The organism is Polycladidibacter hongkongensis (genome assembly GCF_001561995.1).
Taxonomy (GTDB): domain Bacteria; phylum Pseudomonadota; class Alphaproteobacteria; order Rhizobiales; family Stappiaceae; genus Pseudovibrio; species Pseudovibrio hongkongensis.
The window spans coordinates 426,571-450,184 of sequence record NZ_LLWC01000022.1 but is presented as its reverse complement, the minus strand read 5'-3'; the positions used below and the strand labels follow the sequence as shown (position 1 = coordinate 450,184).

Below are 23,614 nucleotides of genomic sequence, written 5' to 3'. Positions count from 1 at the left end.
TTTATCTTTCCTATCCTAGATCAGCGAAGAGCTCGATAGTTGCTTTAGCGGGCTCTTCTGCTCGGTTTACGACGAGTGCAAGCTCTTTGCCCGTCACAGGTCGGTCGATGTACGCAGACACGATATCTGCGGCAATTTTCTTTCGCTTCAGCGTCTTCTCAACTGCTGCCGGGGTGAGGGGGGCGGGAGCTGAAAGGAACGCATCGCGCGGCAGACCAGTTTCCATCGCGAGCAGCGCAGGTATATTTTCCTTGCCACCAATCCACGTCCGGTTCCCTTTTTTGGGGAAGAGTTTGAACTCACCGTCGGGGCTCGCGACACGCTCTCCCTTGTTTATAAGCTCTGCAGCTCGCGCCTTGCAGTCCTTAAGGAACTGGGTCAGCAGAGCCTCGTTAGAGAGCACATAGCCGATTTCCGCAGGGCTTAGCGCCGCAGGGGATGGCAGCGAGGCGGGGCGATCGAGATCTTCAAAGCGCGTCTGCGCGATTGCCAGCGCCTTGTCCGCTTGAGCGCGGCAGACACCGGCAACCGGACAAAATTTACAATGCTTGCCCGCTTTTAAGTGCCGCTGCGCCCATTCCGCCGACGTGGGGTCGAACTCATCGAGCGCCCGCTTTGCACGTACGACCGCAGCTTTAAACTCACGCGCCCAGGCGTTTTGCTCATCGGCGGTTAATCTCTCGCTCCGTACAGAGCCTTCGGTGTGCGGAGCGCGTGGCTGAACTATTGTGTTTTGCAAACTGTAATGCGCAGGAGCAACCCCATCCGACTTCGCTAAGGTGCCGTATGTCCGAGCTTGCCTGTTACCCGCAGCCTCCACTACGACGCCTTCCCCGCCCTTAAGGTCGATAACCTCCACAAGCTCCCAAGCAGGAAACACCAGAGTGCCGTCGGCTGTTCCGGCGACAGGCAACGGCAGGCCCAGCTTACCGCCGTAGTACTTGCGTTCAGAAAAGAAAGAGGGTGATGCTTCCCCATCCTCCCCGCATTTGATTTCGTCTCGGTACTCCCTCAGGCGTTGTCGAACGTAACTGACAAACTCGCCTGCAGTTTCCCTCACCTCGTCATCTATCGGGATCTTGAACCCGTCAATGTCGAGGGCAGAGAAAGGGAACGATTCCGGCTCTCCATTGTTCTTAAAGCACCACTCCGCGACTTCGTGCGCTGCGGTGCCCCAAGCTGCGGCAAAAGAGCTGCTGCGTTTCGGGGCGACATGCTCGATTAAAGCAATTCGCCCCGCGCACTCCATGTTGGGCCCGCTTGAGGAGGGGGACCAAATGGAGTGCTCTCGTTCTGAGTGGGCCTCCATATCAATCTAACAAGCCCGACCCGCCACTTTCGCGGTGGTTGTCTATTTGCTGTTGCAGCTGCTGCAGAGCCTCGTGTTGCGCTGCTGGACTTTTGCCCATGAGAGCGCTAACACCGGCGGCGCCCATCCATGTAGGGGCTTCTTGCTCAACTACATCCTGCCCCTTTAGTTCGATCAGTTTTTGCAATCGATTAATGATTTCCTTCTTGTCCACCGGGTCGAGAGGCGCTTCGGCACCCGACGCGTCTGCATCGCGTATGCGACCTTCAAGCGCAGCTTTGGCGGATGCCCGCCCATGCTCCGCGATAACGGAGTTCAGTTTATCTTCGGTAATGCCGGCGCGCTCAGCGAGTTCTACTAGTTCTGCGTCGCTCTCCATCTCCGCTTTAGTACGACGCGCTTTCCCCTCGGTTTTACCTCCGACTAAGCGGTTATCTTCTGTGCCGCTCGTATCCCCGCTCGTACCCCCGCTTGCCTCTGTCTGGCCTTCGGAGTGGGTTTCCTCTTTTGGGGTCATGCACGAATTGCCTCGCTCTTCAACAGGGGCGGAGCCTTGCTGAAAGCCTTCTGCAGCTCTTAGAATTTGGGCAACCACCCCTCGCATGTCTTCATCTTTGAATGTTAGCTCGACGCCCATTAGATTACCTTTCTGTTGGATTGAACTTTTCGGGTTAGGGATCTTTGCAGGGCCTCGTCGAGGGTCCCTGCGATTGCTGCAACGCGCACCCGCGGTTGTCGCATCTGGTTGTGATTTGTGATCCGTAGAGCAGCCTGCTTCATGTCCTTCGGGGTGAAGCTGAACTCCGCGAACACCAGTTCATTGGCGTTGGAGAGGTCGATAGCCTCCCCCGCAGCCTGAATTTGGCAAACCGCCACACGACTGCGTTCTTTGAATTGAGCTTGGGCGGCGCGCCGCTCTTCGGCAGAGCAACTGCCATCGATAAATACGGGCCTGTATTTCGCCAGCGATTTGAGGAAGTGGTCGCGAACTTCACGGTGCCAGTACATAATGACAATCCGGTCAGTGCCAGCGTCCAGCTCTTCGCATATCAGCTCGGCTAACGGGCGCGCTTTGATAGTGCCTGTTACCCTTCGTAACGGGCCTAGGTGTATGTCGAGGCTTTTCGTCTCTCCAACATCGGCTGCGTCCAGCAAGTCCGTCGCAGTCATGCCACCAGATGCCCAGATGTTACTCAGCTCTTCGCGTTGTCCGTCCGTCACCTCAAGAGGCAATACCTCGTAGATGGGTTCCTGTATCCCGACGTCTTTCTGGGTGCGTCGTAGCCAAAAACCGCTTAAAACTTCGGACAGCTCTTCTGTGTTCTTTGCTTCTAAACCGATACGTAGGCTACGGCTCCAATTACCCCTGCGCATTGTTTTGTTATAGAAGCGACAGTACCTGGCGTAGAAGTCTTCATAGGCCAATACGCCGTATTCTGATAACCGATCGGGAACGCTGAACCGCAACATAGGGTAGAGGTCCGGCGGCAGGTTTGGCACGGGCGTTCCGGTGAGAAACCAAACGTAAGGCGTTAGGCCGAACGCCCCCTCTAGCGGGCTGTAGTCGGGAGAGGCGGTAGGCCCTAAAGCTGCAATCGAACGCTTCGCTTCCGGGTTCTTGGCGTAATGGCTCTCGTCTAATATGACTAGATCCCACTGAACCTCGGCGAGTTGGTCGATTTGAGAGACCAGCGAACCCCAGCTTATGATTATATTTCTATTTGGCGTGGGCTTTTTGAGAGCACCCTTGGATGAAATGCAGCAGTCTGTTACTCCCAACCAATCTCGCCACGCCTGCCGCCAGACAGCTCCACCCGACTTAGTCGTCACGACGAGTGTGCGTTCCGCCCCGATACGCTGGCTGGCGAGTAGAGCTGCGCCGGTTTTCCCGACCCTCGGCTCATCCGCCAGCAGAGCTCGCTTGCGCGCGGCCAAGAAAGCTGCGCCAGATTTCTGCGTGTCATACGGGGTAAGGAGCATTTGCGAGCCTGATGTATGTTAAAAAGTGTCTGATGTATTCTTTGTAATCATACTATCAGACGTGCGCAAGAAAAAAAAACGCACTCGATCGGGCGAGGGCGTTTGCTTCATTGGTAAGTCTTAGTCAAGTACGGAGCGCATGTTGGCTAGTCGAGGCTGTCTCGCTCCGTAAACCGCGATTAGCGTAGCTTCTGCGCGACCGTCATTCTTCTTGAGCTTAAACAATTCAGCGCTATTCGGGAAAAAGTTCACCGCTTCCGCTCTGGCCGCGTCCTTACCTCTAATTGTTAGAGCTTTCTTCCAAACGTGAGGCGCGACCCAGCGAATTGGGATTTTTGCAGCTGCAATCGACGCTTCGCACGCTCCCGTGATCCTGCCGAAGTTGAAAGCGCGTGAAGGGCCGTCGTGTTCTTGCCCGCCGACTAGCTCGAACCAGCATTCCGTCGGGTGGTTTCGGCAAATGAAGTCGATAACCTCTGCCGTATTTAGCCTGGGTTTGTCTGATTTGCCCCGTTGTACCAGAAAGACTGGCATGTCAATGCAATCGATAACCACCATAGTGCTCGTTTCTATGCAGGACAACGCCCCCGACCCGCCAGGATCTACACCCATTATGCGCATAGCACCCCCACCCCTTTCTCTGCTAGAACCGTTTCACATTTTTTTCTCAATGCAGAAGAATTCGTGTATTTCGATATTAACTGTAATTCCTCAACGGCCTCGTTAAAAGCTTCGGTGTTTGGAGATGCGTTGTTTAGGTCGCAGGAAGAACGCCAAAAATGTCTTTCCTCGTCGTGTTGTTTTGGGCGGAACATGCGCGCTCTCCGTTAAGTAAGTATTTAGAAATATTAGTTTTTCGTTTAGTTTTCTCTGCTGATATAGCGACAAGTGCGACTGACCACGTCCCAGGTATGCTATTCCGCTCAACCCATTTTTGAATTGTGCGGATATCCGGGGCCTCGCCATAGGCGTCCATGAGCGCTTTACGGACACGAGTAGTTCGTCCGTTAATTTCCGATATTCCGGTCGCATCGTTAATCAAAGCGACAACGTCAAGTTTCATACCACACCCCCTACAAAATGTCTGGTGTATGGTTAGTGTATGACTTACGAAAGACATATTGTCAATAAGAACGGGTTGAATTTGTCCGAAAGGCGTATTACATAAGGCATACACCAAACATATTGGAGACTGGAAGTGGCAAAAGAAGAAAGAACCCATGCTGGGGCGGCGGTGCCGCGGGATACGCATGACTTTGCCCCGAGGGCGATAACTAAGGATGAGTTCGGACGGCGCGTATATTCTTTGATGCTGTCCAAAGGCTGGAACCAAAGCGAGCTCGCTCGGCGCGCCTCTTTGAATAGGGATGCGATTTCCACTTACGTGCGTGGGGCTTCGCTGCCTTCCGACGGAAACTTACGAAAACTCGCTGCAGCTCTTGAAGTGAAGCCGGAAGATTTGCTTCCTAATGTCATAGGGCGAGCGTTTGAGAAAGATAACGCGGAGTTGGAGCTGAAGGTGTCCCCTGGACGCCCTGATTACGCGTGGGTGAAGATCAACCGACTGCTATCTCTCGAGGCAGCGCTGAAGGTTATGGAGATTGTGCGCCAGGATGACGAAAAGATACGGGACGAGCCGGCTGCTAACGCAGGCTGAGGTAGCAGCTATCCTTCGTCGAAGCACTTCGGCGGTGAAGCGTCTGCGGCTTTCAGGAGCCTTGCCTTATTTACCGGGCAGGCCTGTTCTTATTCGTGAGGTTGACCTTTCGGAATACATAGAGGGGCTTACATGTCGGTACTCAAAAGGGTTAAGGGCGGGATCTCGTATCGATGCGAGCCGAACGGAAAAGGTATCTACTACATCTACTGGACAGAAGGACGGCGTTCAAGGCGCACGTCAACTCGCCAGACGAATATCGATTTCGCGGATGCGTTTTTAGATGAGTGGTTGAAACTACGCGACGATGGAGAGGTCGAGGGGCGCGGGGCTGGTTTGACTTGCCGTGAAATCTGGGGGGAGACCCATGGAAAGAACGGTGCTGATGATAATTTGAGCTCCGTATGGAAACGGCTTGACGCTTCCTTTGGGGACCTACGTTTATCAGAGGTAACCCGAGAGGTGGAGCGCAGGCACATAGCGGCGCGCTTGAGAGGGAAGTATTCAGGGAACGGGAAGCCGCCGGCCCGCTCTACGCTTCGCCTCGAATTGGCGCGGTTAAGATCATCGTGGTCTTTGGCAAGAGCTGCGGGCCTAATCAGCAAGGTGGATATCCCCGAGCTCGATCCGCTGCCGGAAGGGTCCGCGCCAAGAGAGCGGTGGTTAAGTGACGATGAGCTGCGAAAAGTTTGTGAAGCGGCTGCGTCGCTGCGCGCTGCTGACGGGCGATTGACGCGAATTGAGCGCTTCATTTGGTTGGCGCGAGAGACAGCCGCTAGGCGCACGGCTATTTTGGAGCTGAAGTGGTCGCAAGTAGATTTTGAGATTGGTGTAATCCATTATCTACCGGAGGGGCGGCAGCAAACCAGCAAAAGAAGAGCATCAGTGCCGATCTCCTCGACACTACTTCCCGTCTTGCATCGAGCGTATTCCGAGCGTATTAACGATTTCGTGTTGGATAAAAAAACACGACTGCAAGAGCCGTTTGATAAGGTGATGGAGTTATCTGGTGTGGAAGGGGTCACTCCTCACGTACTTAGGCACAGTGCGGCGACACATATGGCGCGCCGAGGGGTCTCCTTGTGGATCATCGCCAAGGTGCTAGGGAACTCCGTGGAGCAGGTCGAGAAAGTTTACGCTAAGTTCGCCCCAGACTTCGCGCGGTCCGCTGTGGAGGCGATAAGTGGGGTGGAGAGCGCCTGACAGAGTAAGCGCCCCTTTTTTTTCTTCTTCTTCTAGGCTCCTACAGCGGAGCGGAAAGCTTGTCCCTAAGGCGGAAGCCGAGAAACGCCCAGAGTTTTTCACGGGCGTTTTTGAACGCGATGTCCCTGCCAAGTTCATCGTTGAAGTTTTCCGGGGAAGCACAGGCGCTTTCGCCGGTGATTGTGAAGCCGTTCTTCAGGGTTAGGCAACAAACCGTTAAACAAGAACCTTTGAATACGTGGTAGTCCTGCGAAACAATCTCGCTGTCGAGCATGTCCGGAGTGATGCGAGGCGCGGTTAGGCCTTTATCTTCGATCTGTCGCTCTATCGCCTCTTCTGTGCACCCCTTGGAGCGCTTGCAAGGTTCGTCTGCGGTGCTCGGTACGATTAACTTACGCCCATTGTTCTCATCGTCCGTGATAACCGCACCTGGCACAAACGTGACAGCCTCAGCGACAGAGTTCGTCCCATCGTGGTTGCGCTGATGTGTAGTGACTTGGACTACGCAACCAACGCCTGTAATCTCCATAGCCTTCGTGGATTTCATCCAGCCTTCGGATTTGCTGGATGCTTTGCACAAGAGCCGGAATGCGTCCCCATTACCGACCACGACGATGTCTTTTACGTTTTTACGTGCGCCGGAAATATCTGAGTTATGTAGAGTTTTGGTCATCTGTCTACCTCGTTTGAGTTTGGGCGGGATTGCGCGCATAATGGGCGCGAATTTGGCCTACATTGACCTACATTGACCTACAAATATGTAATTAAATCACTATCAAAAAACAATATATTAAATCATACAACATCATACATTACATACTCAACAGAACCCGGCTTACAGGCCGACTGGTAATTTTACTGTCTTCCACATGATTGCGCCGAAGCTGTTACCGCTTTGACATGCGCGCGGGCTATTTGCATTGCAGATACAGCAGCATGTTGACGGCTCGCTTTTAGAGCATTGGGGAATGACATGGCAAAGCAAGCAGAGTTGGTGGTGGGCGCCGCGCTTAATCTACAGGATATTGCTGCGCATCGGGACTGGCTTTTTGAGCGGGACCGCCCCTTGGAAATTCAAGACTTTTGCGATGTGCATTTGATCAGCGAAGACTGGTCGGACAGGGCGCGTGTGGCGCGGCAGTTGCTTGACGGGTTTCAAGGGCAGGTCGGGCTGCATGGGCCATTTTACGGCATTGATCTTGGTGTTGAGGACCGGGAGTTTCAGGGGTTGGTGCGCAAGCGTTTGCAACAGGGGCTGGATGCTTGTGCCGCATTCGGGGCCAGCCAAATGGTGTTGCATAGCCCCTACAGTTATTGGGATCACAACAATCTGGGCAATTGGCCGGGTGCCACGCGGCGCAAGCTGGAGGTGGTGCTAGACAATTTGCAGGCAGCGATATCGCGCGCTGAAGATATGGGTGTCGAGCTTGTTCTGGAGAATATCGAGGATATTGATCCGGCGTGGCGCGGACAGTTGGTGCAGGCGGCGGATAGCAGAGCGCTGAAACTGTCGATCGATACAGGGCATGCACATTATGCGCATGTTTCGCACGGGGCGCCGCCGGTTGACTATTTTATCAATGTGGCCGGGAATGATTTGGCACATGTGCATTTGCAGGATGTTGATGGCTATGCAGATCGCCACTGGCATCCGGGAGAGGGGAGTGTGCCGTGGCATGCTGTATTTGCTGCGCTGCGGCGTTTGCAGCGACCGCCGCGGTTGTTGCTGGAGGTGGTTGATGTGGCCAATCTGCGCAAAGGGGCGGATTATCTTAGCAGCCTAGGATTCTGTGTTTAGTCAATAGCTTGGCAACCCCTTTTTAATTGGGGCATCTAAAATTTCAGGGAATAACGGGGAGCGTTGCCGGTGGTGACGCTCCTTTTCTGTGCCGTTGTTAAGAGGGCGCGTCGCTGGGTGGGTATGGTCTTGTGGCGCAGAGTGAGCCTCTTAGCCTTGATAAATATAGTGTTTTAACGATGCGGTTGGTAACGTTGCCTTAACCATGTTTCTTCAAAATCGATTAAATGCGGCGTCTTGCGGCGGTTGTTACTGGGATTTGGTGTCGTTGACGCCCATAGTATCCCATGCTATCCCAAAGTTGCCCGTGGTTATTGGGCGCGTTCCCAAAAAACGGGTGATCGGGTTAGGCAGCAGGCCTTCGTATGCGGCGGAGGGCTGATTTGGCGGCATGCTGGCCTGTGCGCGTGCCACGACGGCAAGCATTTGGCGGATGACACGAGGGGTTTATGGCTGGGTTTGTTTCGCACTTCACCAATCGGGTGGATGCCAAGGGACGTGTTTCTGTCCCTGCGTCTTTCCGCGCGGTGTTGGCGAGCGATGGCTATGACGGGCTTTACTGCTTTCCCTCTCCCTTTCAGGCAGCGGTCGATGCGGGCGGGCACGGGCTTGTGAGCGAAATTGAACTGCGTCTTAGCGCATTTGCACCGCTTTCTGCCGAACATGATGCCTTGTCTACCGCGCTATATGGCGCAAGCGAAACCTTGAAGATAGATCGTGACGGGCGCATCCAGCTGTCGGATATGGTGCGCCAACATGCCGGGATCAGTGATCAGGTGGTGTTTGTCGGGCAGGGCTATAAATTTCAAATTTGGGCACCGGCACGCTTTGAAGTCCATCGAAAGGACGCGATGCAGCGCGCCTTGGCGGTGCTTTCTGGCGGTGGTGGGGCCTTGCGCAGTGAAACTGGAGAAACCTAATGGGCGGCGATAACAAATTAGGGCCGGGTGTTACCGGTGACCTTGATCGCCATATTCCAGTGTTGCTGGAGCGTGTGCAGGCGGCGATGGATGCCAAGCCCGGATCTGTCATTATTGACGGAACTTTTGGTGCGGGCGGCTACAGTTCGGCGTTTTTACGTCAAGGGGCGCAGGTCATTGGTATTGACCGTGATCCGGATGCGATCCGCGATGGGCAAAAGCTGGTTGCGGCGGCCAAAGGGCAGTTGCACCTTATGCATGGCGCATTTGAAGATCTGGAGGCACATGCCCGTGCATGTGGTCACGAGCAAGTCGACGGTGTGGTTTTTGACCTTGGCGTTTCCTCCATGCAGCTGGACCAAGCGGCGCGCGGTTTTTCTTTCCGCTTTGACGGGCCACTGGACATGCGCATGGCGCAGGCGGGACCAAGCGCTGCGGATGTGGTCAACACTATCGATCGCAAAGACCTGACCCGCATCATCGGCCTTCTGGGAGAAGAAAAACGCGCTTCGTCTGTTTCGCATGCCATATGCCAAGCGCGGGAGTTAAAGCCGTTCGAGACCACACTTGAGCTGGCCAAAGTGGTGGAAAGTGTGGTGCGGCGCAATCCGAAAAAGGCGAGTATTCATCCCGCAACACGCACCTTCCAAGCTTTGCGGATTTATGTAAACAGCGAGCTGCATCAGGCGGCGAATGCGTTGGCTGCTGCGGAGCGGATTTTGAAGCCTGGCGGGCGGTTGGTGGTGGTGACATTCCATTCGCTGGAAGACAGATTGGTGAAGCGGTTTCTTGCCGATCGCTGCAAGACGCGCGGCGGCGGCTCGCGGCATATGCCGGAGCAGGATGTGCCACCTGCCACTTTTGAGTACGTGGTCAAAGGCAATCAGGATGCCAGCGATGAGGAGGTTGCGCAAAACCCCCGGGCACGCAGTGCCCGCTTGCGGGCAGGCAAGCGCACCACAGCCGCAGCGCGTGACTTGGATATATACGGGATCGGCGTGCCGCATCTGGCGCGGTTCCAAGGGCTAGGGGGGTAAGTGATGCGTTACTTCAACCTGTTTATGCTGGCTATTGTGCTTGGTGTCGCCTTCGTGGTTTACGATATCAAAATGGAAAGCGAGCAGCTGGCAGAATATGCGGAGAGCCTGCAGATGGAAATCGAGCAGGAGCGCGAAGATATCCGTTTTTATACGGCGAAGTGGAGTGCGTTGAACCAGCCGCAGCGGTTGCAAGGCATTGTTGAACGCTACAACACCTACTTGCAGCTGGAGCCTATGGAGGGCCAGCAGATTACCACGCTTGATGCGTTGCCAGTGCGGCCGGTGCAGATGGAGCCAGCGTCGGCGCGGGCCATGGGCGGCTATGCTGGCCAGCTGCCGGTGGTGGAGTAGGCGTGTATGTCTGACAGCTCTTTCCTGAAAATGCCGAGAAATGACGGATTTGCCCGCCGCCACAGTGCGCCGCGTAGCTTGCCCAAATCGCGTATCTATATGGCGATGTTAACTTTCTTTCTTGCGTATGCGGCCATCGCCGGGCGCTTGGTGTCTTTGGGATTGCAGGGCGAGGATGGGCCGAGCCGGTATGTGAGCGCGCAGCAGAAGCAGCAAACCTCACGTCCGGATATTCTGGATCGAAATGGCGAAATACTGGCGACGGATATCAAGAGCGCTTCACTGTATGCCGAACCTATCAAAATACCGGATGCTGATGAAGTCTATGACGGGTTGATTTCGGTGTTGCCGGAGCTGGATACACCTAACGTTCGCAAGCGACTGAAGAGTAAGGCGGGTTTTATCTGGCTTAAGCGGGAATTGACGATGGCGCAGCGCGAGGCCATTCATCGCTTGGGCTTGCCGGGCATTGGCTTTCGCGATGAAACACGGCGGTTTTACCCCGGAGGCAGTCTGGCGGGGCATATTCTTGGCACCGTGAACATCGATAATGACGGTATTGCGGGAATGGAGCGCTATATCGACAAGGCCTATCTTGGCGAGCTGCGCGAGCTTGGCTTTGCCAGCAACGACATGCAGATGGAGCCGGTGCGGCTATCTGTTGATTCCAGAGTTCAGCACGCCTTGCGCGATGAATTGCAACAGGCGATGGAGCGGTATCAGAGCATTGCCGCTGTCGGGGTGGTGCTGAAAGCGGATACGGGCGAGGTGATCGCCATGACATCACTGCCGGATTTTGATCCCAATGACCGGGCGCAAGCACTGGAAAAAGACCGTTTGAACCGCGCCACTGCCGGGGTCTATGAGATGGGCTCGGTGTTCAAGGGCTTGACGGTGGCGATGGCGCTGAATAGCGGTGCTGCACATATGGGTGACAGTTATGACGCGACCAAGCCCATTCGCGTGGCAGGGCGGACGATCAACGACTTTCACGGCAAAAAGCGTGTGCTGAGCGTGCCGGAGATTTTTATCTACTCCTCTAACATTGGTACCGCGAAAATGATGTTGGCTGCGGGCGTGCAAGAGCAGCAACGCTTTTTGGCATCGCTTGGCCTGACGACGCGCCTGAACACCGAATTGCCGGAGGAGGCGCGCCCATTGTTGCCGCCCAAGTGGAACGAGTTGGCCGCAATGACAATCTCGTACGGGCATGGCCTTTCCGTAAGTCCGCTACAGATGGCTGTGGCAGGGGCGGCCATGGTAAACGGTGGCAAGTTTATTCCGCCAACCTTTTTACCGCGCAGTGCCGGAGAGGCTGAAAAAGTCAGTAAGCGGATTATGAGCGCACAGGTGAGCGAGCAGGTGCGTTATCTCAACCGGCTGAATGTGCTGAAAGGCTCGGGTAAACGCGCTGCTGTGCCGGGTTATGATGTGGGTGGTAAAACCGGCACTGCGCAGAAGGTGGTGGATGGCGCCTATGTGGAGGGGCTTTATCGCACGTCGTTTCTCTCCAGTTTCCCAATGGATAAGCCGGAGTATGAATTGCTGATCATGCTGGACGAGCCCAAACCGCTGGAGGGGCAGAAGTATGCCACTGCTGGCTGGAATGCGGTGCCAACAACTGCCAATGTGGTCCGGCGGATTGCGCCGATGCTGGGTGTTGTGCCAGACTTTTCTGAGGATGCGGAAACTATTCCAGTGTCCTACCAATAATTATTGGATAGTTTGCCGGGATCGGGAGTTTTTTGCTTCTTTGCCATAATCAGGACTCATAGGCCGGAAATATCTACATCATGTTGCTTAGTGATCTTATCGCCCCGTTGCACCTAAAGCCATTGGCGCAGGATGCTGAGGTTGTCGGGCTCACCGCTGATAGTCGTGCGGTTGAGCCCCAATTTGTATTTGTGGCCCTTGATGGTGTGAAGGCCGATGGCGCGCAATTTATTGCCGCTGCCGTTGAACAAGGCGCTGTCGCTGTTGTTGTTGGTGAAGGGCGCGTTGACGAGCGCGTGCGGGAAGATGCGGCAGGGGCCGAGTTGATTGAAGTGCCCAATGCGCGGTTGGCGCTGGCGCTTATGTCTGCCCGCTTTTACGGGGCGCAACCGGAAATCGCCTGTGCCGTCACCGGCACCAACGGCAAAACATCGGTTGCGGTGTTTGTGCGCGAGATTTTCGAGTTTGCCGGGCTGAGCAGCGCCTCGATGGGTACGATTGGCACGGTGACCTCTAGCGGGAAAAGCTATGGTGGGCTGACGACACCGGATCCGGTGTCGTTGCATGCGGATTTAAGCAGGCTAGCCGATGAGGGGGTCAGCCATGTGTGTCTGGAAGCATCCAGCCACGGGCTTGATCAATACCGGCTTGACGGGGTGCAGTTGCAGGTTGCCGGGTTTACCAACCTTGGCCGCGACCATATGGATTACCACCCCACTATTGAAGACTATCTGGCGGCCAAGCTGCGCCTGTTTAGCAAAGTGTTGCCGGATGAAGGTTCTGTTGTGGTTGATCCAGCAAGCCCTTATGCCGAGGCGGTGCTGGAGGTGGTGCAGGCGCGCGGGTTGTTTGTTTTTACCACCGGTGTTGGCGGCGAAGAGCTGCGCTTGCTTGATGCTGTGCCCGAGGGCTATGGGCAGCGGTTGCATCTGGAGCTGCTTGGGGAGCCGTTTGAAGTGTTGCTGCCACTGGCCGGGACGTTTCAGGCGTCGAACGCATTGCTGGCGGCAGGTATGGCGATTTGTGCCGGTGTTGATCCCGAAGTTGCTATTGCTGCGCTTGAGCATCTTAAGGGGGCCAGCGGGCGCTTGGAGCATGTGGGCACAACCGCCGCTGGCGCGCAGGTGTTCATAGATTATGCGCACAAGCCGGATGCACTGGAGCATGTGCTGGTGGCCTTGCGGCCCTTTGCGCGTGGGCGTTTGATTTGCGTGTTTGGGTGTGGCGGAGACCGGGATACAGGCAAGCGGGCGATAATGGGCGAAATTTCCGGTCGGCTCGCGGATCTTACGATTGTTACTGATGACAATCCGCGCAGTGAAGACCCGGCTGCCATACGGCAAGAGATATTGGCGGCTGTACCTGAGGCGATTGAAATCGGGGATCGCGGTGAAGCCATTGCCACAGCGGTAAATCTGCTGGGCGAGGGGGATGTGCTGTGTGTTGCGGGCAAGGGGCATGAAACAGGCCAGATCGTTGGCGATGAGGTGCTGCCGTTTTCCGACCATGAAGCGATCGCTGCCGCCTTGGCTAGCGCGGAAGAGTTTGGCGAGGAAGCTGCGCAAGGGTTTGAAGCTTCGCTGGAGATTGATCTGGACCAAGCGCTTGAAGCCGAGCTGCTGAGTGATGGAGTGCTGGTGGAGGGTGCTGAGGAACTGGAAACAGAGCCCGAGGTTGTGCCTGAGACGGTGACATTGGACGCGGATGCAGAACTCGGCGCGGCAGGCCTTGAGGAGGGTTCGTCAGAGCCGCTGGATACAGCTGAAAAGCCTGAATTGCCCGCCGCCGAGATGGCAGAGGAAGCAGACATAACAGGTGAAACTCTTGGCGATCTTGCAGCTGATGCAGTTGAGGAAGAGAGCCTGCCTGCCTTTGATCCGCTGCGGGTTGTTGAGTTGCCGGAGGGGATGAACGCTGAAGAGGCACCGCTTTGGACCTTGCCGGAGTTCCTTGACGCTGTGGGCGGTGACGTGCTTGGCGAACCGAATGCAGAAATAACCGGAATCTCAATCGATAGCCGTAGCCTATGCGTTGGTGATGCTTTTTTTGCCATTGCTGGTGAAGCGCATGATGGGCACTCCTTTTTGGAAAAGGCTATGGAAGCCGGGGCTTCAATTGCCGTTGTGGCGCAAGAAAAACTGGAGGATCTTCCCGAGGGGGGGCGTTATGTGGTGGTGCGCGATGTGCTGCACGCCATGGAACGGCTTGGCCAGCGTGCGCGGGCGCGCATGCAGGGCCGGGTGATCGCGGTGACCGGATCTGTGGGCAAAACCGGCAGCAAAGAAGCGCTACGACTTTGCCTAGAGGCTGCTGGCAAGACGCATGCACCGGTGGCTTCCTTTAACAATCACTGGGGCGTGCCGCTGACATTGGCGCGGATGCCACGGGATACCGAATTCGGCATTTTTGAAATCGGTATGAACCATGCTGGCGAGATCACGCCGCTGGTGAAGATGGTGCGTCCTCATGTGGCGATTGTTACCACTGTCGAGCCCGTGCATATGGAATTTTTCGAGCTCTTGGAGGATGTTGCCAAGGCCAAGGCAGAGATATTTGCCGGATTGGAGCCGGGGGGCAGCGTGATCCTCAATCGGGACAACCGGCAGCATGATCTTTTGCGCTATCTGGCTGTGGTGGCAGGCGTGCAGACCATTCACAGTTTTGGGCTGAAGCCGGGAGCCGATGCCACTGTTACCCAGCTAGCGCTGAATGCCGATTGCAGCTGCTTGACCGCCTCGATATTGGGGCAGGAGATTACCTACAAGATCGGCGCGCCGGGTGAGCATCATGTGATTAATTCGCTTGCGGTGCTTGCAGGAGTTGTAGCGTTGGGTGCTGATCTGGCGCTGGCCGGTTTGGCACTTGCTGATATGCAGGCGCCCAAAGGCCGCGGCGAACAGGTGCCTTTGGAGATCGGCGGCGGTGCGGCTCTGTTGCTGGACGAGAGCTATAATGCCAATCCGGCAAGCATGGAAGCGGCGCTGAAGCTGCTTGGCACCATGCCGGTTACCGAGGGCGGGCGGCGTATCGCTGTGCTTGGCGATATGCGCGAAATGGGTGTAGATGCGGCAAAGCACCACCGAAATCTGTCCCGCTGTGTGCGCGCAAATGACATTGATCTTGTTTATTGTGTGGGTACCCTGATGCAAGAGCTGTGGGACGCCTTGCCAGAGGGCAAAAAGGGTGCCAATTCAGATGATTCGCGCGGATTGAAAAAGCGGCTTGTGAAAGACGTGCGTGCGGGTGACGTAATTATGATTAAAGGCTCGCTGGGAACGCGGATGGCACCCCTTGTGGAGGCGCTGCGCAAGAAGTATTCCGCGGTGGTAGAGCAGAACGAGGCCTGAAGGTAGATCATGCTGTATTTTCTTGGGGAATTGGCCAATCACATTTCCGCGTTGAACGTGTTTAAATACATCACCTTCCGCACGGGCGGGGCGATTATGACGGCACTTTTGTTTGTGTTTTTGTTTGGTCCGCGCATTATCGCCGCGCTGCGCCTGCGCCAAGGGCATGGACAGCCGATCCGTGAAGACGGACCGCAGAGCCATTTGCTGACTAAAAAAGGCACGCCGACAATGGGCGGGCTGATGATCCTTTCCGGTATGCTGGTTGCGACGCTGCTATGGGCGGATCTTTCCAACCCGTATGTCTGGATTGTTGTCGGGGTTACGCTCGGCTTCGGGTTGATCGGGTTTTATGATGACTATCTGAAGGTGAGCAAATCCTCGCACAAGGGCTTTGGGGGCAAAGCAAGGCTTGGGCTTGAGTTTTTGATTGCCGGATCGGCCGCTTTTGCGGTGACGCTGCTGGATACCGAGCCGTTTTCTACCTCCATTGGCTTTCCGTTTTTCAAGGAATTGACCATTAATCTGGGTCTGTTCTTCGTACCGTTTGCGGCTTTTGTCGTGGTGGGTGCGGGCAATGCGGTGAACCTGACAGACGGGCTGGATGGACTGGCGATTGTGCCCGTCATGATTGCAGCAGCGTCGTTTGCGCTGATTGCCTATCTGACTGGTAACGCGGTTTTTGCCAATTACTTGCAAATCCATCATGTGCCGGGCACGGGCGAGCTGGCTGTGATCTGCGGGGCGGTGATTGGCGCGGGGCTTGGGTTTTTATGGTTTAATGCGCCGCCAGCTGCGATCTTCATGGGGGATACCGGGTCGCTTGCCATGGGCGGCATGATTGGCGCGATTGCTGTGGCCACAAAACACGAAATTGTTTTGGCGATTATCGGCGGTTTGTTTGTGTTGGAGGCTGTCTCGGTGATTGTACAGGTGGCCTCGTTTAAGCTGACTGGCAAGCGCGTGTTTAAGATGGCGCCGATCCATCACCATTTTGAGCATCTGGGCTGGACTGAATCGCAGGTTGTTATCCGCTTCTGGATTATTGCCGTTGTGCTGGCGCTTGTTGGGCTGGCAACACTGAAACTGCGCTAGGAGCGCGAGAGAAATGATTGCCCTTTCTGTTTTTTCCGGCAAAGAGGTGGCGCTGTTCGGGCTTGGTGGCTCTGGCGTGGCGACTGCAAAAGCGCTGGAAGCTGGCGGAGCGCGGGTAGATGCCTTTGATGACAATGCAGCGCGCTGCGAGGCAGCAGAGGCTGCTGGGCTTTGTGTGCTGGATTTGCGCGAGGCGGATTTTAGCCGCTATGCGGCATTGGTGTTGGCGCCTGGTGTACCGCTCACCCATCCTCAACCGCATTGGAGCGTTGTTAAAGCGCAGGCTGCCGGGGTGGAAATCATTGGCGATATGGAGCTTTTTCAACGGCAGCTCAATGCCACTTGCCCTGATGCGCTGGTGGTTGCAATTACTGGAACCAACGGCAAATCCACCTCGACAGCGCTTGCAGCTCATATGCTTACCGAGGTTGGATTTGATGTGCAGATGGGCGGGAACATTGGCCGACCCGTGCTGGATTTGGCACCGCTTTCGGGGGACAGGGTCTACGTGCTGGAGCTGTCTTCCTATCAGATTGATCTGGCACCATCTTTTGCGCCGGATGTGGGTGTTTTGCTGAACCTTTCGCCAGATCATCTGGACAGGCACGGCACAATGGAGCATTACGCCGCGGTGAAAACGCGGCTGGTGCGGGCCAGCCGACTTGCCGTTATTGGCAGTGATGATGAGATGTCGCGGCAGATTGGCCAGCAGCTTGAGGCCGGTGGGGGTGTTGTTGAGTATATCTCTGGCGAGCAGCCGGTTGTTGCCGGGGTCTATCTAAACGAGAGCAAGCTGCTTGAAGTTTTTGAGGGCGAAGAGCAAGAGATTGCGGATCTGGCTGGAGCGCAGGCGCTGCGCGGTAAGCACAACGGGCAAAACGCAGCGGCGGCAGCGGTGATTGGCGCTGCGCTTGGTGTTGATGCGCAAGAGATTGCCAGAGGGCTTTGCAGCTTTGAGGGGCTGGCCCACCGCGCGCAGGTGGTGGCTGTGGCGGATCATGTCTTGTTTGTGAATGACAGCAAGGCCACGAATGCGGAAGCGGCATCGCATGCGCTGGAGAGTTTTGACCGGATTTTCTGGATTGCAGGCGGGCTACCCAAAGAGGGCGGAATTGACGATTTGGCGCGGTTCTTTCCTAAGATCGCCCGCGCATACCTAATTGGCGAAGCGGCAGAAGCGTTTGCGCAGCGGCTGGAGGGGCATGCGCCCTATCTGATACTTGGTTCGCTGGAAAGCGCTGTTGCGGCGGCGGCAGAGGATGCGCATAAAGACCGTAGCCGCGAGGCGGTGGTGCTGCTTTCTCCTGCCTGTGCCTCGTTTGACCAGTTTGACAGCTTTGAAAAGCGGGGCGAGGCCTTTACAGCGTTTGCCCAAGCAGCTGCCGCGCGCCTGTGTGATGGCGGGGTGAGCTGATGGTATCACGCACAGATCGCAGCCCACTGGCTGAGTGGCTATGGACGATTGACCGTTACATGTTGTTTGGTGTCATCTTTTTGATGGCTTCAGGCATTGTGCTGTCGATGGCCGCCAGTCCGCCTGTGGCAGAGCGACTGGGCGTGGATCCGATGCACTTTGTCAAACGACAGGCGTTTTTTCTAGGGCCTGCGCTGGCGGTGCTGCTGGGAGTTTCTGCATTATCACCGCGTCTCGTGCGACGGGTAGCCCTTTTGGGGCTTGTTGGCGCTGTGGGCATGCTGGTGGCGACGCTGTTTATCGGCTATGAAATCAAGGGGGCGCGGCGTTGGGTTAGTTTGTTCGGCTATTCCTTGCAGGCGTCGGAATTTGTGAAGCCCACCTTGATTGTGATTATCGCCTTTTTGCTTTCAGAGGCGCCAAGGCGGCCGGAGGTGCCGGGGAATTTCATTTCCATATTGTTGTATCTGATTGTGGCGGCCCTGCTGATTGTACAACCGGACTTTGGCCAGACGATACTGGTCAGCGTTGTGGTGGCGGCGTTGTTTTTCGTAAACGGGCTGTCGTGGTTTGCCATTGGGCCGCTACTGATGCTGGGCGTGGGCGGTTTTTTTGCAGCATTTACCTACTTGCCGCATGTGCGCAGCAGGATAATGCGGTTTATTGACCCCTCTTCCGGCGACACCTACCAAATTGATAAGGCCATCGATAGTTTTGTATCGGGTGGCTGGTTTGGCCGCGGGGTGGGGGAAGGCACAGTGAAACGTATCCTTCCAGATAGCCATACGGATTTTATCTTTGCCGTGGCGGCGGAGGAATACGGCATCCTGCTGTCTGTGGTGATTGTCTCTGTGTTCGCCATGGTGGTGCTGCGGGGGCTTTATATGGCGATGCAAGAGCAGGATCCTTTTAGTCGCCTTTCTGTTGTTGGGCTGGTGAGCCTGTTTGGGCTGCAAAGCTGCATCAATATGGCGGTGAATCTCAATCTGATCCCGCCCAAGGGGATGACGCTTCCCTTTATTTCTTCGGGTGGTTCATCCCTGTTGGCTATGGCGCTTACCATGGGGTTTGTATTGGCATTGACACGGCGGCGGCCACAGCCACGCAAAACACCGGGTGTGTTTGGCGGACGGTTTGCAGCGACAAGAAAATCACCTAAAGACGAGGCTGCATAAAATGAAGAAAACAATCATGTTGTGCGCCGGGGGGACCGGTGGGCACTTGTTTCCAGCGCAGGCACTGGCGGTAGAGCTGGGTGCGCGTGGTTATGATGTGCAGCTGATGACCGACAAGCGCAGCGATGCTTTTGGTGCGGATTTTCCCGCCAGCGCTGTGCATGTGATTGATAGCGCGACGCTTGGCGGGCGCTCTCCTTCGGCGATCTTGCGCACGGTGTTGAAGCTTTCGCGCGGGCTGTGGCAATCGCTACGCCTGCTCAGGCGAGAAAAGCCGGTGGCGATGGTTGGCTTTGGGGGGTATCCCAGTTTTCCACCGATGCTGGCGGCGCGGCTATGCGCTGTGCCAAGCGTTTTGCACGAAGCCAATGCGGTGATGGGGCGGGCCAACCGCATGCTGGCACGCGGAGCGAGTGGCGTGGCGACTGCCTTTGATTTACCCTTGCCGCAGAATTTGCAGCACAAGGCTATGGTTACGGGTAATCCTTTGCGGCCGAATGTGCGCGATGTGCTGGGCGCGCCATATGATGCGCCGGTGCCTGCGGGGCCGTTTCATCTGCTGGTGTTTGGTGGCAGCCAAGGGGCGCGTGTGTTTTCGCAGGTGGTGCCGGAGGCGCTGGCGCTGCTCGCACCGGAAGAGCGCGCACGCCTTGCGGTAGTGCAGCAGGCGCGGGCAGAGGATTTGCCAAGTGTTGAGGCACGTTACCGCGAGCTGGGCGTGGCTGCGCAATTGGCGCCGTTTTTTGCCGACTTGCCTGCTCACATTGCCGCATCGCATTTGGTTATTTGCCGCTCTGGCGCGGGAACTGTTTGCGAGTTGGCAGCGATTGGCCGACCGGCCTTGCTGGTGCCGTTTCCCGGGGCGCTGGATAATGATCAGGGCTTGAATGCGGATGTTTTGGTGCAGGCAGGCGGGGCCCGGAAGGTGCCACAGGCGCAGTTCAGCGCGCAGGCATTGGCAGGACAACTGAAAGAGTTTTTGGCGCAGCCGCAGCAGTTGGCGGATGCGGCAGCAGGGGCAAAAAGCGCTGGCCAGCTGGAAGCGGAACGCAAGCTGGCGGATTTCGCCGAGACATTGATTGCAGGGCAGCAGCGCTCGTAAGGCGCGCACCGCAAAGACCTAAGGGGTAGAACACATGAAGATGCCAGTGGAGCTGGGGCCGGTTCATTTTGTCGGGATTGGCGGTATCGGTATGAGCGGAATTGCCGAGGTGTTGCACACGCTTGGGTATACCGTTCAAGGTTCTGATCTAAACGAGAATGCCAATGTGCTGCGCCTGCGCGAAAAGGGCATCAAGGTGATGATTGGCCAGCGGGCGGAGAACCTTGAGGGCGCAGAAGTCTGCGTGATTTCCTCTGCGATCAAAGGGGATAACCCTGAGCTTATGGGCGCGCGCGAGCGTAAAATGCCTGTTGTGCGCCGGGCGGAGATGCTCGCCGAGCTGATGCGCTTCAAGCAGTCCATCGCCATTGGCGGCACGCATGGCAAGACGACGACCACCTCGATGGTGGCGGCACTGCTGGAAGCGGGGGAAATGGACCCGACTGTGATTAATGGCGGGATTATCAACGCCTATGGCACCAATGCCCGTATGGGCGGGGGGGACTGGATGGTGGTTGAGGCCGATGAATCTGACGGAACTTTCGTCAAGCTGCCCGCCGATATTGCCGTGGTTACCAATATCGATCCGGAGCATCTGGACCATTACGGCGATTTTGATGGGGTGCGCAAGGCATTTGCGCAGTTTGTCGAGAATGTGCCCTTCTATGGCTTTGCCGTTATGTGTCTGGATCATCCGGAGGTGCAGGCGCTGGTTGGGCAGATCGAAGACCGGCGTATTGTGACTTATGGCCAAAACCGGCAATCGGATGTGCGGTTCTTTGATGTGCAGATGGGCGGCGGCAAGTCCGTATTCTCTGTTGAGATCCGTGATCGACGCACCGAGGATGTGCTGTTGATGGAAGATCTGGTGCTGCCGATGCCGGGCTTGCACAATGTTTCCAACGCCACCGCGGCTATTGCGCTGGCGTATCAGCTTGGCCTCAGCGGTGAGGCGATCCGGCGCGGGCTCTCCAGTTTTGGCGGGGTGAAGCGCCGCTTTACCCATACCGGCGCGGTAGCGGGGGTCGATATTTACGATGATTATGCCCACCATCCGGTTGAGATTAAAGCCGTGTTGCATGCCGCCCGCGAGGCGGCCGAGGGCAAGGTGGTTGCGGTGGTGCAGCCGCATCGTTACAGCCGCTTGAAAGCGCTGTTCGATGAGTTTTGCGGGTGTTTTAATGATGCGGATGTGGTGCTTGTTTCGCCTGTTTACGCAGCTGGGGAACAGCCGATTGAAGGCGCGCTGCAAAGCGATCTTGTTGCTGGGTTGAAGGCCGGCGGGCACCGGCAGGCGCTGGCGGTTGATGCGCCAGAGGGGCTGGCTGCGGCGGTTGCGGCCCATGCGGAGGCGGGTGATATTGTGATCTGCCTTGGGGCGGGCACGGTGACCCAGTGGGCAAACCAGTTACCCGATGAGCTTGCCAAGCTTATGGGTGCGGGCAGCGAAGGAGCTTCAGCATGAGTGAGGCTATTGCAGAGCGGTGGCTGGGGGCTACTGCGGCGGGAGAAGTGCGCGGGCGATTGATTCCCGGGCAGCTGCTTTCCTCTGTGACATGGTTTCGCGTTGGCGGGCCTGCGGAGCTGATGTTCCAGCCCGCTGATGCCGAAGACTTGGCTTTTTTCCTCAAAGCGTTGCCTGCGGATGCGCCGGTGACGGTTGTCGGGCTGGGCTCTAACCTGTTGGTGCGCGATGGCGGCATTGATGGCGTGGTGATCCGCTTGCCGATGAAGGGATTTGGCAAAGTAGAGCATCTGGGCGGGGCCCGTTTGCAGGTGGGTGCCAGTGTTCCGGATAAGAAGTTGGCGGAAGTAGCGGCCAAGCACAGCATTGGCGGGTTTAGCTTTTTGACCGGTATTCCCGGCGGCATTGGCGGCGCGCTTCGTATGAACGCCGGGGCGCATGGCAGCGAGATGAAAGATCTGGTGCGCGAGGTGCGGGCTGTTGACCGGCAGGGAACCCGGCACACTCTCACCCTTGAAGAGATGGGTTATGCTTACCGGCACAGCGGGGCGGCAAAGGACCTGATTTTCACCTCTGTAATTATGGAGGGGGAGTTGGCAGATGAGGCGCAGATCCGCGCGCAGATGGCGGACGTGGTTGCGCACCGCGAAAAAGCCCAGCCTATTCGCGAGAAAACCGGTGGTTCGACCTTTAAAAACCCCGAGGGCACCAGCGCTTGGAAGGTTGTGGATCAGGCTGGCTGCCGCGGATATGTCGTTGGCGGCGCAAAAATGTCGGAATTGCATTGCAACTTTATGCTGAACACGGGTGATGCCAGCGCGCATGATCTGGAATTGCTTGGTGAAACTGTGCGCGCAAAAGCGCTTGCGGCCACCGGCATTCAGCTGGACTGGGAAATCAAGCGGATTGGCAAGTTTGCTGGTGCACCGATTGCGCCGTTTCTTGGCGAGCCTGTGGGCTAACGATGTGGGGTGAAGGCCGCCGGTTCTGGCGGGGCTTCTTTACATAAAACATATGCCGCGCAATTCCTGCGTGCTGGGGAAGAAAGGCGCTTTTAAAAGAGCGCCTCTTTGCTCTTTGCTGGAGCTGCGGTTTATAAGATTGGATGTTGTCATGGTGAAGCATATTGCGGTTTTGATGGGTGGTTGGGCTAATGAGCGCCCAGTTTCTCTGAGCTCTGGCAACGCTTGCGCAGATGCGTTGGAGGCGGCGGGCTACCGTGTTTCCCGCGTTGATGTGGATCGCAATCTAGTGGCGGTGTTGCAAGAGTTGCAGCCGGATGTGGCGTTTAATGCCTTGCACGGGCCATTTGGTGAAGATGGCGGGGTGCAGGGCGTGTTGGAGCTTTTGCAGATCCCCTATACCCATTCAGGCATTGCGGCCTCCGCTCTTGCTATGGACAAGATCAAAGCCAAGGCGGTGATGAAATCGGCTGGCGTGGCGGTGGCGGAGCACAAGGTTGTCACCCGTGCGCAAGCGGCTGCTGCGCATGTGATGGAGCCGCCTTATGTGCTTAAGCCGATCTGCGAGGGGTCCAGCTTTGGGGTGCTGATTGTGCGTGAAGACCACGCGCACCCGCCGCAAGAGTTGTCACGCGATGATTGGGTGTTTCCCGAGGTGTTGATGGCCGAGCGCTATATCCCCGGGCGGGAACTAACCTGCGCTGTGGTGGGTGATGTGGCGCTCGGGGTGACCGAGATTGTGCCAGTGGGCCAGAATTTCTATGATTATGATGCGAAATATGCACCTGGCGGTTCACAACATATACTTCCTGCAAAAATTTTACCCTCTGTTTACCAAGAAATACAAAAATCAGCATTGAAGGCGCATCTCGCCTTGGGCTGTAAGGGCGTGACCCGTGCAGATTTCCGCTTTCATGAAGGGCCAAACGGGCTTGGAGAGCTGATCTGTCTGGAGGTTAACACCCAGCCCGGGATGACGCCGACATCGCTGGTTCCTGAAATCGCGGCTCATGCTGGGCACAATTTCACGGAGTTGGTTTCTTGGATTGCGGAGGACGCAAGTTGCGGAAGATAAAGGCAAAA

20 protein-coding genes and 1 pseudogene are annotated in these 23,614 nt (G+C 56.3%); 16 read left to right on the top strand and 5 right to left on the bottom strand.

Annotated elements, in window-relative coordinates; genetic code table 11:
• Positions 1–10 precede the first annotated feature (10 nt).
• From AYK82_RS10160 to AYK82_RS10140, 4 genes are all read right to left on the bottom strand, one after another.
• Positions 11–1,309 (bottom strand): DUF2800 domain-containing protein, encoded by a 1,299-nt coding sequence (locus AYK82_RS10160; RefSeq protein ID WP_082733854.1) that lies wholly within the window; start codon positions 1,307–1,309, stop codon positions 11–13.
• Position 1,310: 1 nt separating this feature from the next.
• Positions 1,311–1,946: a hypothetical protein gene (locus AYK82_RS10155; protein WP_068314890.1), complete on the bottom strand. Its 636-nt coding sequence runs from the start codon at positions 1,944–1,946 to the stop codon at positions 1,311–1,313.
• Entirely contained in the window at positions 1,946–3,289 is a 1,344-nt protein-coding gene (locus tag AYK82_RS10150; protein ID WP_068314887.1) for an SNF2-related protein, read from the bottom strand. Before AYK82_RS10150 ends, AYK82_RS10155 begins: the two co-directional genes overlap by 1 nt.
• A gap of 754 nt (positions 3,290–4,043) precedes the next feature.
• The gene (locus tag AYK82_RS10140) at positions 4,044–4,352 is read right to left on the bottom strand and encodes a hypothetical protein (RefSeq protein ID WP_068314881.1); all 309 of its coding nucleotides are present in this window, start codon (positions 4,350–4,352) and stop codon (positions 4,044–4,046) included.
• 135 nt (positions 4,353–4,487) lie between these two features.
• Here AYK82_RS10140 and AYK82_RS10135 point away from each other — a divergent pair, with 135 nt between their 5' ends.
• The 3 genes and pseudogenes from AYK82_RS10135 (at position 4,488) to AYK82_RS10130 (ending at position 6,149) form a co-directional block, all read left to right on the top strand.
• Positions 4,488–4,946, top strand: coding sequence for a helix-turn-helix domain-containing protein (locus AYK82_RS10135; protein WP_068314878.1), 459 nt, complete (start codon positions 4,488–4,490; stop codon positions 4,944–4,946).
• Positions 4,903–5,013 (top strand): annotated as a pseudogene (locus tag AYK82_RS18355) (hypothetical protein); the annotation flags it as partial. The gene AYK82_RS10135 and the pseudogene AYK82_RS18355, both read left to right, overlap by 44 nt.
• A gap of 65 nt (positions 5,014–5,078) precedes the next feature.
• Complete coding sequence (locus AYK82_RS10130; RefSeq protein WP_068314875.1) at positions 5,079–6,149, top strand: site-specific integrase; 1,071 nt, start codon at positions 5,079–5,081, stop codon at positions 6,147–6,149.
• Between the two features lie 40 nt (positions 6,150–6,189).
• On the opposite strand, the gene AYK82_RS18350 is transcribed toward AYK82_RS10130, so the two are convergent.
• Positions 6,190–6,822, bottom strand: coding sequence for a Gp49 family protein (locus AYK82_RS18350; protein WP_244265749.1), 633 nt, complete (start codon positions 6,820–6,822; stop codon positions 6,190–6,192).
• Positions 6,823–7,122: 300 nt separating this feature from the next.
• Here AYK82_RS18350 and AYK82_RS10120 point away from each other — a divergent pair, with 300 nt between their 5' ends.
• The 13 genes from AYK82_RS10120 (at position 7,123) to AYK82_RS10055 (ending at position 23,606) form a co-directional block, all read left to right on the top strand.
• Positions 7,123–7,947 carry a sugar phosphate isomerase/epimerase family protein gene (locus AYK82_RS10120; protein WP_068314872.1) on the top strand — a complete coding sequence of 275 codons (825 nt, stop codon included), beginning with the start codon at positions 7,123–7,125 and terminating at the stop codon, positions 7,945–7,947.
• A 449-nt stretch (positions 7,948–8,396) separates the two neighbouring features.
• Entirely contained in the window at positions 8,397–8,867 is a 471-nt protein-coding gene (locus tag AYK82_RS10115) for a division/cell wall cluster transcriptional repressor MraZ (RefSeq protein ID WP_068314869.1), read from the top strand.
• Positions 8,867–9,904: a 16S rRNA (cytosine(1402)-N(4))-methyltransferase RsmH gene (gene rsmH, locus AYK82_RS10110; RefSeq protein ID WP_068314865.1), complete on the top strand. Its 1,038-nt coding sequence runs from the start codon at positions 8,867–8,869 to the stop codon at positions 9,902–9,904. Before AYK82_RS10115 ends, rsmH begins: the two co-directional genes overlap by 1 nt.
• Before the next feature lie 3 nt (positions 9,905–9,907).
• Complete coding sequence (gene ftsL / locus AYK82_RS10105; protein ID WP_208976456.1) at positions 9,908–10,258, top strand: cell division protein FtsL; 351 nt, start codon at positions 9,908–9,910, stop codon at positions 10,256–10,258.
• A 6-nt stretch (positions 10,259–10,264) separates the two neighbouring features.
• Entirely contained in the window at positions 10,265–11,971 is a 1,707-nt protein-coding gene (locus AYK82_RS10100) for a peptidoglycan D,D-transpeptidase FtsI family protein (protein WP_082733852.1), read from the top strand.
• 80 nt (positions 11,972–12,051) lie between these two features.
• Positions 12,052–15,318 carry a UDP-N-acetylmuramoylalanyl-D-glutamyl-2,6-diaminopimelate--D-alanyl-D-alanine ligase gene (locus AYK82_RS18620; protein WP_082733851.1) on the top strand — a complete coding sequence of 1,089 codons (3,267 nt, stop codon included), beginning with the start codon at positions 12,052–12,054 and terminating at the stop codon, positions 15,316–15,318.
• Positions 15,319–15,327: 9 nt separating this feature from the next.
• A complete protein-coding gene (mraY, locus tag AYK82_RS10085) occupies positions 15,328–16,413 on the top strand; it encodes a phospho-N-acetylmuramoyl-pentapeptide-transferase (protein ID WP_068314862.1) in 1,086 nt (361 codons plus the stop codon).
• A gap of 13 nt (positions 16,414–16,426) precedes the next feature.
• The gene (gene murD, locus AYK82_RS10080) at positions 16,427–17,827 is read left to right on the top strand and encodes a UDP-N-acetylmuramoyl-L-alanine--D-glutamate ligase (protein ID WP_068314859.1); all 1,401 of its coding nucleotides are present in this window, start codon (positions 16,427–16,429) and stop codon (positions 17,825–17,827) included.
• Positions 17,827–19,002, top strand: a complete 1,176-nt coding sequence (locus AYK82_RS10075) for an FtsW/RodA/SpoVE family cell cycle protein (RefSeq protein WP_068314857.1) — start codon at positions 17,827–17,829, stop codon at positions 19,000–19,002. Before murD ends, AYK82_RS10075 begins: the two co-directional genes overlap by 1 nt.
• Position 19,003: 1 nt before the next feature.
• Positions 19,004–20,104, top strand: coding sequence for an undecaprenyldiphospho-muramoylpentapeptide beta-N-acetylglucosaminyltransferase (murG, locus tag AYK82_RS10070; protein WP_068314854.1), 1,101 nt, complete (start codon positions 19,004–19,006; stop codon positions 20,102–20,104).
• Positions 20,105–20,138: 34 nt separating this feature from the next.
• On the top strand, positions 20,139–21,569 hold the full coding sequence (gene murC, locus AYK82_RS10065; RefSeq protein WP_068314851.1) for a UDP-N-acetylmuramate--L-alanine ligase: 1,431 nt from the start codon (positions 20,139–20,141) through the stop codon (positions 21,567–21,569).
• Entirely contained in the window at positions 21,566–22,531 is a 966-nt protein-coding gene (gene murB, locus AYK82_RS10060) for a UDP-N-acetylmuramate dehydrogenase (protein WP_068314848.1), read from the top strand. The genes murC and murB overlap by 4 nt, the downstream gene beginning before the upstream one ends.
• A 151-nt stretch (positions 22,532–22,682) precedes the next feature.
• Positions 22,683–23,606: a D-alanine--D-alanine ligase gene (locus AYK82_RS10055; RefSeq protein ID WP_068315687.1), complete on the top strand. Its 924-nt coding sequence runs from the start codon at positions 22,683–22,685 to the stop codon at positions 23,604–23,606.
• Positions 23,607–23,614 lie beyond the last annotated feature (8 nt).